Source organism: Cohnella hashimotonis, from assembly GCF_030014955.1.
GTDB lineage: Bacteria > Bacillota > Bacilli > Paenibacillales > Paenibacillaceae > Cohnella > Cohnella hashimotonis.
The window spans coordinates 4267290-4281118 of the sequence record NZ_JAGRPV010000001.1; the positions used below are offsets into that span (position 1 = coordinate 4267290).

Sequence of the window (13829 nt, forward strand, 5' to 3'; positions counted from 1 at the left end):
TATATTTTAACATAGGTCGTACGAAAATTGACGATGCGTCGTATTTCTTTTTAAGGAGGCGCGCGTTCCCTTCAAGCGCTTTTAGATTTTGAGACGCCGTAGCCTTGTCCGCGTATTATCGGTTAATATATTACCAATAGCATCTTCTAATCGGCAAAGGGGAAATACAAAATGCTGTCGCTGTACCAAAAATACTGGAGAACCGCCTTCGACATCGCTTTGATCGTTTTTACCGTATGGCTTATCATGTTCGCTTTTAGTTATTTGTATAAGATTGCTACGCCGGTATTCCTTTCCTTTCTCATTTTTTTATGCATTGAGCCGCTCGCCCGCAGACTGAACAAGCTGGGCATCCGCAAGGCGATCTCATCCGGCATCAGCGTGCTGCTGTTCACGGCCGTGCTGCTCGGCGCGCTCGCCGGCATCGGCTTCATGTTTTACCACCAAACCTCTGAGCTCGTCGAAAAGCTGCCCAAATACCAGACCCAGGTAGAAGCCCAGATTCGCTCCATCACGGCCGAAATTCAGCAGCGCTCGGACAGCCTGCCTGACGGTCTCGCGGACAAGCTGCAGGGCGCCGCCGAAAATATCGTCAAGTTCGGCACCAAGCTGGCGACGAACCTGTTCAACGGCACCGTCGGATTCGTGAGCTCCTTTTCCTCGTTCGTGCTGAATTTCTCGATCGCCCTGATCCTGGCCTACTTCTTAAGCGTCGAGATCGATATGTGGAAACGGCTGGCCGGTCAACGCTCGCCGAAGACGCTGAAGACCGCGTTCACTTTTTTGCGCGAAAATGTATTCAGGGGCATCGGGGCTTACCTTAAGTCCCAGCTCAAGTTGATCAGCATTACGTTCCTCGTCATCCTGATCGCCCTGCTCGCGCTCCAGGTGAACAACGCGCTGACGATCGCACTCCTCGCGGCTTTCTTCGACGTATTGCCGCTGCTCGGCGTCAGCACCTTGTTTATCCCGTGGATCTTATATCTTTTTATCGTCGGACAAACGGGCCTCGCCATCTGGCTCACCGCGCTGCTGCTCGTCGTGACGCTCACCCGCCAGTTCCTGGAGCCGCGCATTACGGGGCAGACCGTCGGCGTCTCCGCCTTTACGATGCTGGCATTCATGATGGTATCGCTGTCCTTCTTCGGCTTCGCAGGCCTCATCCTGGCGCCGATCCTGATGATTCTGCTCAAGGCGCTGTACGACCAGGGCTACTTCCACAGATGGATTCGCTGGCCCAAGGAAGAGTTTATCGTCTCGCCGTTTCATCCTTCTGCGTCCGGGACGACCGTTCCTGGAGCTCCGCTTCCGCCCGATCCATCAGACGAAGCGCGTCCATAATGTCGCCGAACACGGCCGGCGCCGCATTGCGGACGCCGGCCGTGCGATTTTCCAGCAGTACCGATACGGCGTAGCGAGGACGGCCTTTAGCCGGACCATAGCCTACGAACCATTGATCGTTCAGCGCCGGCCGCTTGCCGGCAAGCTCCGCCGTGCCGGACTTGCCTGCGAGCGGCCATTCGTTTGCCCCGAGCGCCTGCTCTGCGGTGCCTTCCGTGACAACGGCCCGCATCGCTTCGCGCAGGGCGGCCGCCGTAGCCGGCTTGATGCGCCCGAATTCGGAAGGCGCTCCCCGGGCCGGCATGTTCGCCAGCAGCCCGCCGTCGGCATATCGGATCTCCGTCGCGATCCGCGGCGCCTGCACGCGACCACCGTGCAGCAAGGTTACGACCAGGTTGGCCGCCTGGAGCGGCGTCACTCTCACGTCGCGCTGGCCGATGCCCGTCCCTGTCCTTACGCCCCCGTCCTTCCCGGCTTCAGGCGTTGCGAATATCGCGCCCGGCTGCTCCTCCCCCAGCAGGCGCAGCGGCTTGCCGTCGACGAAAGATCCGATCTGCCATCCGATCTGCCGTCCGAGCCCCAGCTTGTCCGCCGTCTCCGCGAGCAGCGCCGGATCGAGCCGCTCGGCGAGCGCGGCGAACACGACGTTGCACGACTCGGCATACGCCTCCTTGACCGTCAGCACGCCATGACCGCCATGCAGCCAGCAGTTCAGGCCGTACCTGCCGTAGGATCCCGCGCAGCGGAATGTCTCGTCCAGCGTCGTGACGCCTGCCTCAAGCGCGGCAGCGAGCGTGACCGTCTTGAATACGGAACCAGGCGGCACCGCAATGAGCGCATGGTTCCGTTCGTCCGTGCCGGCGAAGCCGATATGCGCCGGGTCGAAGGCCGGCAGCGAAACCATGCCGAGAATATCCGCATGTTCGACATCCAGCACGACGACAGCGCCTTCCTTGATGCCATGCTTCTTCAATGCCGCCTCGGCCGCGCGCTGCACGGCCAAATCGATCGTCGTTCGGACCTGAAGCGGATAATGCGGATTCGCCGGCCCCGAGATTCGCATCCCGATGCCGGCGAGCGGCCGCCGCGCGCCGTCGGTCGTCGCGACCGCGAAGGTACTGCCGATGCCCCGGATCAGCCTGTCCAGCGACAGCTCGAGGCCCGCCTCCCCGATCGGGTCGGTCGTTCTCGCCTTTCCCGCAGCCAGCTCCTTGCCGTACAGCTTCGTCAGACGCGCGGGATCCTGCGCCGTATAGCCGATCGCCTGCAGTGCCGGCCCGCGCCCCTGCTCCGCGCCGTAGCGGTCGACATAGGGCACCACGGCGACGCCGGTCAGCCCAAGCGCAACGATTCGCCGCTCCTGTGTCTCCGTCAGTGCGACGACCGTGCCCGTCTTCCCTTTCCATACGAGCGGCTCGCGAATGCCGTCCAGCCATGCGCCGATTTGATCGGCACTCTCCCCAAGCGTATCCGCCAGCACCTGCAGCTGACCGTCGGAGCCGCGAGGCATACCGCCTGTCGGATAGGCCGCAAGCGCGCGAATCGTCCTGCCGGTCAGCGGGCGGCCGTCGCGGTCGACAAACTGTCCGCGGCCGCTGTCCAGCTCCAGCGGATCCGAATGCTGCCTGTAGGCTTGTTTCGCCAGACCTGCGGCCGCATTTTCGCTCCCGCCGCCGCCCCCAAGCTGCACCCACGCCAGCCTCGCCTCCATTACGCCAAAGACCGCGGCCAGCGCAATCATCAGTTTAAAAATCCGAGCAGGCACCGGTCCGTTCAACGGCCATCCCTTCCCTGTCTGCGAATTGTAACGCTGTTATTCCCATTGTTGCCCGGCCGTCCTTCGGATAACCTACCAACCAACAACCTGGCAGGACCCATAAAGGCTGTACATGCGCAAAAAAGAATGCCGCCCCCATATACGGGAACGGCATACTGTGCAATTTATGAAAATTAAGCCACGGTGAACTGCGACAAAGATTGACGCAGCTGCTGGGATACCGTCTCGAGCTTGTTGGACAGCTGCACGAGACCGTCGCTGATGCCGAGCTGCTCGTTGCTCAGCGAGGCGACCTGCTCGCTCGTAGCCGATGCTTGCTGCGCCACGGCACTGACGTTCGTCATCGTGAGCGTCAACGTCTCCTGCGCTTGCTCGAGCTGCGATACCGACGCGGTAGCGGCATGGAGGCGCTCATTGAAGTCGCTCATATGCGACTGCACGTTTTCGAAAATTTTGTTGGCATCCCGCACCGCTTCGATCTGCTCCCTGAACAACGGGTACGCGTCGGAGAGGACGGATACCGTCTCGTCGATCTCCTGGCCGATCCGGTCGACGATCTCGCCGACGACGCCGATCGATTGGCGGGACTGGTCGGCGAGCTTGCGGATCTCGTCGGCGACGACCATGAAGCCTCTGCCGGCGGCGCCCGCACGGGCCGCTTCGATCGTTGCGTTCAGCGACAAAATGTTCGTTTGCTTCGTCATGTTGCCAAGCACGTCGAGAATCTTGCTGATCGAACCGGTGCTTTCCTTCAGCTTGTCGACCTTATCGACCATCGAGCGCGTCATCTCTTCGGTATGCCCGGTCTTCTCCATCAGGCCTGCCATATACTGCGTGCCTTTACGGCCGGCTTCCTCGACCTCGTAGGCCGACTTGCCCATCTCCAAGTTGGAGTCGATAACCGAGACGACCTTGTCGCCGATCTGTCCCGTCATCTCGCTGCCGCGCTCGGATTCGACGGCCAGGTTCGTCGCGCCGCCCGCGATCTCTTCGGTCGCCACGGCGATCTCCTTGGCCGCGCTGGCCGTCTTCGTCGATGCCAGCGTCAGGGAGCTTGCGGTCTCCAGCACTTCGCTGGCGGATTGATTCGTCTGACGCACGAGCTCCGTGATGCGCTCCATCATCCGGTTGAAGCTGTCGGATACTTGCCCGATCTCGTCCTTCTGCCGGATGGTGCTGCGCACCGTCAGATTGCCGCGCTCGCCCTGGTTCATGAGGTGGCGAAGCTGGCCGAGCGGCTTGCCTACGGTCCACATGATGAACAGTCCGATAAGCGCCGCGATGAGCACGGACAGACCGCACATGAGGAAAGTCAGGTTGCGGATGACCTTCGCGTCCTTGACGAGCGAGGAAGTCGGGATGTTGCCGACGACGGTCCAACCGCTGCTGCCGACGGATGGAGAACCTACGGAGAGCATCTCGCGTCCGTCCGCCTTGATCTTGACCTCGCCGGATGCGTCCGGCAGCTCGTACTCGTACTTCTGCCCCATCAGAGCGGCATCCGCCGCATAGACGATCGTGCCGTCCGGTGCGACGATATACGTCGAGCTTCCGTCGCCGAAGCTGACGTTCGACAGCATGTCCTGCAGCGACTTGATGCTGAGCTCAATGACAAGCAAGTACGGATTGCCCGAATTGACGTTCATCAATGCGCGGCCGACCGCGATCGTCGGGGCCGTCTGCTTGCCGGTAATGCCGGTCGCCATCGTCGGCACCCATACGACCTTGCCGGCCGCTTGCTTCATCGTGTCGAGAAACGCAGGCGGATTTTCCTTCATGTCGGGCACGCCGCCCGAATTGGAGGATCCGATCACGGCCATGGACGGGTCGGTCGGCAGCAGGAATATGCCGGCGATCGAATTGTCCGAGATCATGACATTGGAGAGCTTCGTCGTGATCGTCCGCTGGTTGTCGAAGCGCTCGAAATCATCCGTCGACGAGATGGCCGAGCCGACCTGGGAGATGAACTCCGAATCCGACAAAAACTCCATCGACTTGCGTTCGTAGCCGGTAAGGAGCAGGTCCATCCGCCCGGATACCTGCTTGGCCGTCTCCATGCTGGATTCGGACACTTTTTTTTCGATAACGGATCGGGACTTAGAATAGGAGAATAGTCCTAGCGACACGACGCACAGCAGGATCCCGCAGAATACAAGAATGAATAACTTCACGCCGACAGAACGAATCGGGCTTTCCAGCTTCGTTTCTTTCATTTGCTGCCCGAATTTTTTCGCATACCCTCCCAGCGTGCCGGCTCCTTGCTTCCACTCCACCGACTTGACACGATCGCGCCAACTTTGCTTCATCTGACACACCCTCCGAGACTTAGTTAAATGACTCTTTGCCGCCGAGAAACGCGCCTCTATGCGCAGCGAATCCCGAGCGGGAACCTGTTACCACGTGCCATCGCGGATGCCGGCCAAACAAAAAAGCTTGCCGAACATCCGACCGCGCAGAATCATCTCCGAATATATATCGGCCATCTGCACTATCAGTGTTAATTCGACAAGCTGATTTAATATCCTTTTGAAACGTTTTCTTGGCCAAACTATTTATTTTTTTGTCGAAAATCAGAAAGAGCCGATCTTTTTTCGCATCATGTCGAGCGGCGCGACAGGTTCGGAAGTCCTTATCCGTAGCAGCTGGAGCGGATGCCTGGCCACATCGACGGATGCGCCGTCCAGGTCCGAGAGGGGACCTGCGACCTGCTTGAAGCTGCGTCCGCCCGGTCCGACGAACTCGACCTCGGTGTTCGGACGGAACGGGCTGCGCTGTTCGACGACCGCGATGCCTGTCTCAGGATCGTACTCCCGCACGATTGCGGCAAAGTCGTAAGGCGCCGGCTTTTCCTCCGGCTCGTAAATATGCTCGGACGCGCCGGGCGTGCTGTAGAAAAATCCGGTGTTGAGCGGACGGTTCGCCGCTTTGCCGATCTCTGCCTCCCACTCCGGGCGAAGAACATAGCCCTCAGGATCCGCCATATAAGCGTCGATCGCCTGACGATAGGCCCCCACGACCGAAGCGACATAATGGATGCTCTTCATCCGGCCTTCGATCTTGAAGCTGTCCACGCCCGCCTCGATGAGATCGGGAATATGCCGGATCATGCACAGATCCTTGCTGCCCATCGTGAACATATGGTCGCCCGGATCGCCGACCGGCCCATGCTCCTGGTGCAGGTCGTACTTCCAGCGGCACGACTGGCAGCAGCCGCCGCGGTTGGAATCGCGGTCGGTAAAATGGTTGGAGAGCACGCAGCGGCCCGATACCGAAGAGCACATCGCGCCGTGAATGAACACCTCAAGCTCAAGGTCCACGTTATCCTTGATCTCGCGGATCTCCTCCATCGACGTCTCTCTCGCGAGCACGACCCGAGGCAGTCCGACTTCCTTCCAAAACTTTACGGCCTGCCAGTTCATCGTCGACTGCTGCGTGCTAAGATGGACCTCGAGTCCCGGCGCATGCGCCATCGCCGTCTCGACAATGGCGGGGTCGGCCGTAATGATCGCCGCGATACCGGCAGCTTCGAGCTGTTTTAAATATTCGGCAATGCCCGGGAGATCCTCCTGATGGGCATAAATATTGGTTGCCACGAAAACCTTCGCGCCGTAGCGGGCGGCGAATTCGACGCCCTCGCGCATTTCCTCGAAGCTGAAGTTGTCCGCGTTCGAACGCAAGCCGTAGCTCTGTCCGCCGATATAGACGGCGTCCGCGCCGTAGTGGACGGCAAACTTCAGCTTTTCGAGATTGCCGGCGGGCGCAAGCAGCTCCGGACGGTCCAGCCGATAGCGGCGGCCCTTCCCGGCAGCGGAAACGGCGGCATGGGCGGCAGTGCCGTTCATCGTCAACACCTCCATTAGTAAACTTGCTCCTTGTATAAAAATCCGAAGCTGAGCTCGCGGCCGGGATCTTGCAGCGCCCGGATCGGCTCCAGCCATTCCTCGTCGAATTCATAAGCAGCCGGATCGCGATGCCAGGCGTCTATCGCATGCCGATAGCTGCGGAGCACCGCAATATTGTAGGCCTCGGACTTGAGCAGCGGCTCGATATAAAAGCTGTCGATGCCCGCCTCGAGCAGTTCCGGCAGCGCTTCGAGCAGGCAAATGTCGTCCGCGCTCATCACATGCGTACCGTCCGCGTCTTCGTAGACGGGCAGACGCTCGTCAGGACGCTCGGCCTCGATCAGGAACCGGCCCTCGCTCGGTCCGAGATCGACCAGACTTGCTTCTCGGCCGAGGTAGTCCATATAGCTCTGAAGCAGATTGCGCTGGGAATGGTAAATATTCGTCATGCCGTGTACCTGGACCTGCACTTCGATCGACCCGCTCCGCTTGAAATCGGCGATCTCCTCGCCGTTCAGCTCGCGCGCCAGAACGGCGCGGGTTACGCCGCGCTTCGCCCAGAAGGCCGCCGCTGCCGAGTTCGTGCCCGTCATCTCGACGTTCCAGTGCAGCGCGATGCCCGGCGCCGCGTCGCGTGCGGCCATCCATACGGCCGGATCGCCGAACGTCACGCCGTCCGCTCCGGCTGCGGCGGCTGCGTGAAGATAGTCGGGCAGCCCCGATAGCTCATGGTTGCGCAGCAGCTTGCCCGCCGCGATATATGCCTTAACGCCGAGCGCATGCGCGCACGCGACTGCATCCATAAGGTCGGCCTCCGCGATCGAGCCCGGCAGGCGCGCCCCGAACCTGGAATCCCCGATGAGCACCGCGCTAGCGCCCGCTTCGGCATAAACTTTGATCTGGGCGATCGAGCCCGCCGAGATCAACAGCTCCGTTGTCATTTCCCTCACCTCATCCAAACGTGAGGCCCGGCGCCTGCCTTCGCGGTCGCGCATCCGCTCGGGATGACGCGACGCGCGATAGCCGCCGCCGGGCCGTAATATCGGTCGCACGCGCTTCGCTTGCGCCGTTTACTTCGCGTTCTTTTCGCTTTCGCGAATGTTTTTCTGATGCTGCTTGAACGTCTCCGCGAACAAATGCGTGTTGGAGCCGTCCTTTTTCGTAACGTAATACAGATAGTCGGTATCGGCCGGATACAGCACCGCTTCGATCGACTTGAGGCTCGGACTCGATATCGGTCCCGGCGGCAGCCCTTTATTCTGATACGTATTGTACGGACTGTCGACCTTCAGGTCGTCGTTCGTCAGTTTATCCTTTTGCTTGTCCAGCAAGTACTGGATCGTCGCGTCGATCTGCAGCGGCATCTTCTTGTCCAGACGGTTCAGGATAATGCCGGCCACGATCGGCCGCTCTTCGTCCACGACCACCTCTCGCTCGACGAGCGACGCCGCGGTCAGCAGCTCGTGAAGCGTCCAGCCCCGCTCCTCCAGCACGCTCTGCCAATCTTCGGGCAGCGTCCCCAGCTTGCGGTCGAGCTCTGCGAGCATCCGGTCGATGATGTCGGACTCGGTGCTGCCTTTTTTGAGCTCGTACGTTTCCGGGAACAAATATCCTTCGATCGGATAACGCAGGCCATCGTCCGTCGGGATCAGCTTGGTCCAGGTCGAATTGGCGAACTGCGAAGGATTGCGCACCGCATTCATGAATTTGTCCTTGTCGACGATCCCTTCCTTCGCCAGGCGGTCCGCGATCTGCACGACGGTGAATCCTTCGGGAATCGTGAAGCGGATCGTCTCGGCGGCGACCGTCTCGCCGTTGTTCAGCTTGGCGACGATCTCGCCGTTCGTCATGCCCGGCTTGAAGTCGTAGTCGCCCGCCTGGAATCTGGAGCCTTCGTTTTTGTACTTGAGCCACATGCTGAATAAAAAGGTGTTGCGGATAAGGCCTTGCGCTTCGAGCGTCTCGCCCACTTTTTTGGCGCCCATGCCCTTGCTGATGGTAACGCGTACGGCCTGATCCGAAGATCCGGGAGGGCGAAGTCCGTTCCATACGTAAAATAGGATCGAGGCGGCGGCGAGGACGACGAGTCCGAGCGCGATCAGAAAGGACCAAAAACCGGCGTGCCCCTTCTTCGGCGGCTCGTCGTCTTCGGCCTCTTCTTCCTCCGGTTCGGGCGCGGATTCGGGCTTGCTGGCGGCGGCATTCCTCGCAGGCGCCGCCGACGACCGCTCGGGCGGCGATCCCGGTCGCGCTCGCGGCGGCAGCGGCGCATTCGCCGGCCGTTCCTCGTCCCCGCGCGCCCGGGCGGGCTCCGCGTCGGGTTCTTCGCGGTCTTCCGGAAGATTGCCCGTATACACGGATTTCCACCCGTTGTTGTCGTCGTCTTTGCTCACGCTCTCGTCCCTCCTGCTAAATAAAAAGCGGCCGAATAGCCGTGAAGAGCGGTTGCCCGCTCTCCACGAAAATCGCGCCCATCCTTAAGGCCGATCGTCCGACCCGAACTGCATGTCGTCGTACGCTTCGGCGACGTCTTCCCATTCCTCGTCGTCGTCCACCGACTCGAGCTTCGGCTCTGCGGCATCGTCGAGCAGGACGCGGAACACCTCGATCTCGCCCTCCTTGCGCATCGCATCGCTCTGCAGCACGGCGTAGGGGTTGCCGTTCACGCTAAGCTCGGCCAGAATCCGGTACACCTGCACCGACCCGCTCTCGCCGGTCAGCTCGATCTCGGTGCCGAACGCCTGCTGCAGCGCGCCGCCTGGGGAGCCATGACCCTGCTTCCCGGCTTCGCTCATTGCTCCTCACTGCCGCCGAACTCGGCCGCCAGCGTGTTGAACGTCTCTTCGACGATCTCCCACTCTTCTTCGCTCTCGATCGGATACAGCTTGATCTCGTCGTCCTCTTCGTCGAAGCGGAACGCATAGACCTCCTGCTCTTCGTCCTCGGCGTCGGCAGGAACGACCATCATGTATTTGCGGTCGGTGCCGTCGTCGAGCTCGAAGCGCATGATCACTTCGAACGCTTCGTCGTTGCCGTCGTCGTCCGGGATATAAATAATCTCCGCTTCTTCTTCAGGGCGGATCGTATCGTCAGCCATGCAGGTTAGCCCCTCTCGATCTGGAATCCAAATAACTCTGAAGCAGTATTGCCGCGGCCATCTTGTCGATGACCTGCTTGCGCTTCGCCCGGCTGACGTCCGCTTCGAGCAGCGCACGCTCCGCGGCCACGGTCGTAAGACGCTCATCCCACAGCTTGACGGGAAGCTTAAGCGTCTCCTCGAGCCTGGCCCCGAACGCGATGCACAGATCGCCCCGGGGGCCGATGGTGCCGTTCATGTTCTTCGGGAGGCCGAGGACGATCTCCTCGGCCTCAAGCTCGGAAGCCAGCTCCGCGACCCGCCGAAGGCAAGCGTCCTCGGTCTTGTGCTGGATGACCTCGACGCCCTGGGCGGTCCAGCCGAACGCGTCGCTGACGGCTACGCCCGTGCGCCGGTCTCCGTAATCCAACGCCATGATCCTCGGCATCAGCGGTGCTGCTGAAGATAAAAGCGGACCATCTCTTCGATGAGTTCGTCGCGTTCTTTCTTCCGGATCAGACTTCTTGCGTTGTTGTGCCGCGGAATGTAGGCCGGATCGCCGGACAGCAGATAGCCTACGATTTGATTGATGGGATGATATTCCTTCTCCACCAGCGCGTCGTGCACCGTCAGCAGGATATCCTTCGCGGAGATCTCCTCCGGATCGGGCATGACGTCGAATTTGACCGTCTTATCCATGTGATTCTTGTCGGACGAGCTCATTGTCGCAGCACCTCGCTTTATGCCAACATCATATCATATTCTCCGCTGGACGGGAAATGGAAGCGCACTCCCGCCCTGTGCGGAAGGACGGTCCGCCAGCCGAACGGATCGGCTGTTCGACGGACCGTCGTCCAGTACGGACCGGTCGTCCGGGAGCTTCCTGCGCCGCGGAATTTCTTTATGCGCCAGCGCCCGCGGCCGCCACCAGTCCTTCGGCCGCGCGCAGCGCCTCGCCGAGCTTGGCGGGGTCCTTGCCGCCCGCTTGCGCGAGTTCCGGCTTGCCGCCGCCGCCGCCGCCGCAGATCGCGGCCAGCTCCTTGATCAGCTTGCCCGCGTGCAGGCCGCGCTTCACGAGCGTCGGCGATACGGAGACAACTAGGCTCACCTTGTCGTCGTGCACGGCGCCCAGCACCAGCACGGCCTCCGGCAGCTTCGCCTTCAGCTCGTCGGCGACGCCGCGCAGCGCGTCCATGCCGCCGACGTTCACCTGGGCGGCCAGCAGCGTCAGGCCGCCCACTTCCTTGGCGCCGCCGAGCAGCTCGGCGGCCTCGAGCCGGCCGAGCCGGCCTTGCAGCGACTCGACCTCGCGCTGTGTCTGGCGCAGCTCGCCTTGCAGCGACTCGACGCGGCGCGGCACCTCGGCTACGCCCGTCTTGAGCAGCGCGGCCGCGCCCTTCAGCAGGCCGATCTGCTCGTCCATGTACGCATAAGCGTGACGGCCGGTGACGGCTTCGATCCGGCGCACGCCGGAGCCGATGCCGCTCTCCGCCACGAGCCTGAACAGGCCGATCTGCGCCGTGTTCGATACGTGGCAGCCGCCGCACAGCTCGAGGCTGTAGTCGCCGACGCGCACGACGCGCACGATGTCGCCGTATTTCTCGCCGAACAGCGCCATCGCGCCGAGCGATTTGGCTTCGTCGATCGGCTTCAGGCTGATGTCGACGTCGGTGCCGAGCCAGATTTGCTCGTTGACTCTGCGTTCGACGTCCGCCAGCTCGGCTTCCGTAATCGCGCCGAAATGCGAGAAGTCGAAGCGCAACCGACCCGGCTCTACCAGCGAGCCGGCCTGGTTGACGTGCTCGCCAAGCACTTGCTTCAGCGCCTTGTGAAGCAGATGCGTAGCCGTATGGTTACGGACGATGTCGGCGCGGTCCACCGCGTCGACGCTGGCCGTCACCTTGTCGCCGACCTTCAGGGTGCCCGAAGTAACCGTCACTTGATGCAGCGGCTGACCGTGCGGCGCCTTGCTCATGCCGGCGACTGCCGCGACCAGGCCGTTCTCGCCGACCAGCATGCCGGTGTCGCTCACCTGGCCGCCGCTCTCGGCGTAGAAAGGCGTCCGGTCGAGAATGACCGACACTGTCTCGTCGGCGCCGGCGGCGTCGACGAACCGGTCCCCGGACACGATCGCCGCGACGGTCGCGCCGAGGGTCAACGCGCCGTAGCCGTCGAACTCGCTCTTCACGGTGTAGTCGGCAAGCGGGCCGCCCTGCACCTTCATGCTCTCCGTTTCCTGCCGGGCTGCGCGCGCCCGCTGGCGCTGCTCGTCCATCGAAGCGTCGAAGCCTTCGCGATCGACCGTCATGCCTTGTTCGGCGGCATAGTCCTCGGTCAGGTCGAACGGGAAGCCGTACGTATCGTACAGCTTGAAAGCGTCCGCGCCGGCAATCTTCTTCTCGCCGGCCGCGACGGCCTTGGCGCACAAGTCCGCCAGCAGGGACAACCCGTCGCTCAGCGTCTCGTGGAAGCGTTCCTCCTCGGTGCGGATGACGCGCTCGATGAATTCGGCTTTTTCGACTACGGTCGGATAATAGCCGCCCATGATCTCGCCGACGGTCGGCACAAGCTCCCACAGGAACGGACGGTCTACGCCGATGACCTTGCCGTAACGGACCGCGCGGCGCAGCAAGCGTCTGATGATGTAGCCGCGGCCCTCGTTCGAGGGCATGACGCCGTCGCCTACGGCGAAGGCGACCGTGCGGATGTGGTCCGCGATGACCTTGAGGGCGACGTCGTCCTCCGAATTCGCCTTGTACGAGATGCCGGCAATCGCAGCAGCCCGCGTGATGATCGGCTGGAACAGGTCCGTGTCGAAGTTCGAATCGACGTCCTGGACGATCGAAGCGAAACGCTCGAGGCCTGCGCCGGTATCGATGTTCTTGTTCGGCAGCGGCGTGTAGCTGCCGTCCTTGTTATGGTTAAATTGCGAGAAAACGAGGTTCCACACCTCGAGAAAGCGCTCGTTTTCGCCGCCCGGATAGCATTCCGGATCGGACAGGTCCCCGTAGGCGTCGCCGCGGTCATAGAAAATCTCCGTGCATGGACCGCAAGGTCCTTCGCCGATATCCCAGAAGTTGTCCGTAAGCTTGACGATGCGCTCGGCCGGAATGCCGATTTTTTCGTTCCAGAACTTGAACGCTTCCTCGTCCTCCGGATGCACGGTGACCGACAGACGTTCAGGCGCGAAGCCGATCCATTCCGGACCGGTCAGGAACTCCCAAGCCCACGTGATCGCTTCCTCCTTGAAATAGTCGCCGATCGAAAAGTTGCCGAGCATTTCGAAAAACGTATGGTGGCGGCGCGTCTTGCCAACGTTTTCGATATCGTTCGTGCGGATGCACTTTTGAGAGTTGGCGATGCGCGGGTTTTCCGGCTTTTCGCGGCCGTCGAAATATGCCTTGAGCGGCGCCATGCCGGCATTGATCCACAGCAGCGAAGGATCGTTGTGCGGGACGAGCGATGCGCTGGGCTCCACGCGGTGTCCTTTGGAAGCGAAGAAACGAAGCCATCTGTCGCGAATCTCGGCGGCTTTTAACGGTTGCATGATAAGGTTCCTCCCTTGAATGTTGGCGCTTTGGCCCGTTCTATACCTGTAAAAAAATAAAAAACGCCCCTGAAATTCAGGGACGAATCGATCGCGGTACCACCCTGGTTATTCCCGCTGACGCCGGCAAGCAGCCGGACGAATCGGCAAGGAATCGCCTTATTCAGGCTGTAACGGGCCTGCCCGTCGGATCGACTCCGAAGCTCGGAAGCCGGCTTCCCCCGCCCTTCGCACGAAGACGCTCGC

11 protein-coding genes are annotated in these 13829 nt (G+C 61.4%); 1 reads left to right on the plus strand and 10 read right to left on the minus strand.

All coding sequences use genetic code 11. The features are described 5' to 3' along the window. Nucleotides 1-171 precede the first annotated feature (171 nt). Complete coding sequence (gene ytvI, locus KB449_RS17280) at nt 172-1341, plus strand: sporulation integral membrane protein YtvI (RefSeq protein ID WP_282909557.1); 1170 nt, start codon at nt 172-174, stop codon at nt 1339-1341. On the opposite strand, the gene KB449_RS17285 is transcribed toward ytvI, so the two are convergent. From KB449_RS17285 to alaS, 10 genes are all read right to left on the minus strand, one after another. Continuing rightward, nucleotides 1250-3118, minus strand: coding sequence for a peptidoglycan D,D-transpeptidase FtsI family protein (locus tag KB449_RS17285; protein ID WP_282909558.1), 1869 nt, complete (start codon nt 3116-3118; stop codon nt 1250-1252). The two genes, ytvI and KB449_RS17285, sit on opposite strands and share 92 nt — an antisense overlap. A 173-nt stretch (nt 3119-3291) precedes the next feature. Then, entirely contained in the window at nt 3292-5424 is a 2133-nt protein-coding gene (locus KB449_RS17290; protein ID WP_282909559.1) for a methyl-accepting chemotaxis protein, read from the minus strand. Nucleotides 5425-5688: 264 nt separating this feature from the next. Beyond that, nucleotides 5689-6975: a peptidase U32 family protein gene (locus tag KB449_RS17295; RefSeq protein ID WP_282909560.1), complete on the minus strand. Its 1287-nt coding sequence runs from the start codon at nt 6973-6975 to the stop codon at nt 5689-5691. Continuing rightward, the gene (locus KB449_RS17300) at nt 6975-7901 is read right to left on the minus strand and encodes a peptidase U32 family protein (RefSeq protein ID WP_282909561.1); all 927 of its coding nucleotides are present in this window, start codon (nt 7899-7901) and stop codon (nt 6975-6977) included. The genes KB449_RS17295 and KB449_RS17300 overlap by 1 nt, the downstream gene beginning before the upstream one ends. A gap of 129 nt (nt 7902-8030) precedes the next feature. Further along, entirely contained in the window at nt 8031-9353 is a 1323-nt protein-coding gene (gene mltG / locus KB449_RS17305) for an endolytic transglycosylase MltG (RefSeq protein WP_282909562.1), read from the minus strand. Nucleotides 9354-9437: 84 nt separating this feature from the next. Next, nucleotides 9438-9755 carry a DUF1292 domain-containing protein gene (locus KB449_RS17310; protein WP_282909563.1) on the minus strand — a complete coding sequence of 106 codons (318 nt, stop codon included), beginning with the start codon at nt 9753-9755 and terminating at the stop codon, nt 9438-9440. Beyond that, complete coding sequence (locus KB449_RS17315; protein WP_282909564.1) at nt 9752-10057, minus strand: DUF1292 domain-containing protein; 306 nt, start codon at nt 10055-10057, stop codon at nt 9752-9754. The genes KB449_RS17310 and KB449_RS17315 overlap by 4 nt, the downstream gene beginning before the upstream one ends. Further along, entirely contained in the window at nt 10050-10484 is a 435-nt protein-coding gene (gene ruvX / locus KB449_RS17320; RefSeq protein ID WP_282909565.1) for a Holliday junction resolvase RuvX, read from the minus strand. The genes KB449_RS17315 and ruvX overlap by 8 nt, the downstream gene beginning before the upstream one ends. Further along, the gene (locus tag KB449_RS17325) at nt 10484-10759 is read right to left on the minus strand and encodes an IreB family regulatory phosphoprotein (RefSeq protein WP_271749126.1); all 276 of its coding nucleotides are present in this window, start codon (nt 10757-10759) and stop codon (nt 10484-10486) included. Before KB449_RS17325 ends, ruvX begins: the two co-directional genes overlap by 1 nt. 178 nt (nt 10760-10937) lie before the next feature. Beyond that, nucleotides 10938-13583: an alanine--tRNA ligase gene (gene alaS, locus KB449_RS17330; protein WP_282909566.1), complete on the minus strand. Its 2646-nt coding sequence runs from the start codon at nt 13581-13583 to the stop codon at nt 10938-10940. Nucleotides 13584-13829: the final 246 nt, after the last annotated feature.

Bases quoted from the DNA above. Each gene is read 5' to 3' on its own strand.
- alaS (WP_282909566.1), bottom strand. From the start codon at position 13,583: ATGCAACCGTTAAAAGCCGCCGAGATTCGCGACAGATGGCTTCGTTTC.
- KB449_RS17315 (WP_282909564.1), bottom strand. From the start codon at position 10,057: ATGGCTGACGATACGATCCGCCCTGAAGAAGAAGCGGAGATTATTTAT.
- KB449_RS17310 (WP_282909563.1), bottom strand. From the start codon at position 9,755: ATGAGCGAAGCCGGGAAGCAGGGTCATGGCTCCCCAGGCGGCGCGCTG.
- KB449_RS17325 (WP_271749126.1), bottom strand. From the start codon at position 10,759: ATGAGCTCGTCCGACAAGAATCACATGGATAAGACGGTCAAATTCGAC.
- KB449_RS17290 (WP_282909559.1), bottom strand. From the start codon at position 5,424: ATGAAGCAAAGTTGGCGCGATCGTGTCAAGTCGGTGGAGTGGAAGCAA.
- ytvI (WP_282909557.1), top strand. From the start codon at position 172: ATGCTGTCGCTGTACCAAAAATACTGGAGAACCGCCTTCGACATCGCT.
- KB449_RS17300 (WP_282909561.1), bottom strand. From the start codon at position 7,901: ATGACAACGGAGCTGTTGATCTCGGCGGGCTCGATCGCCCAGATCAAA.
- ruvX (WP_282909565.1), bottom strand. From the start codon at position 10,484: ATGCCGAGGATCATGGCGTTGGATTACGGAGACCGGCGCACGGGCGTA.
- KB449_RS17295 (WP_282909560.1), bottom strand. From the start codon at position 6,975: ATGGAGGTGTTGACGATGAACGGCACTGCCGCCCATGCCGCCGTTTCC.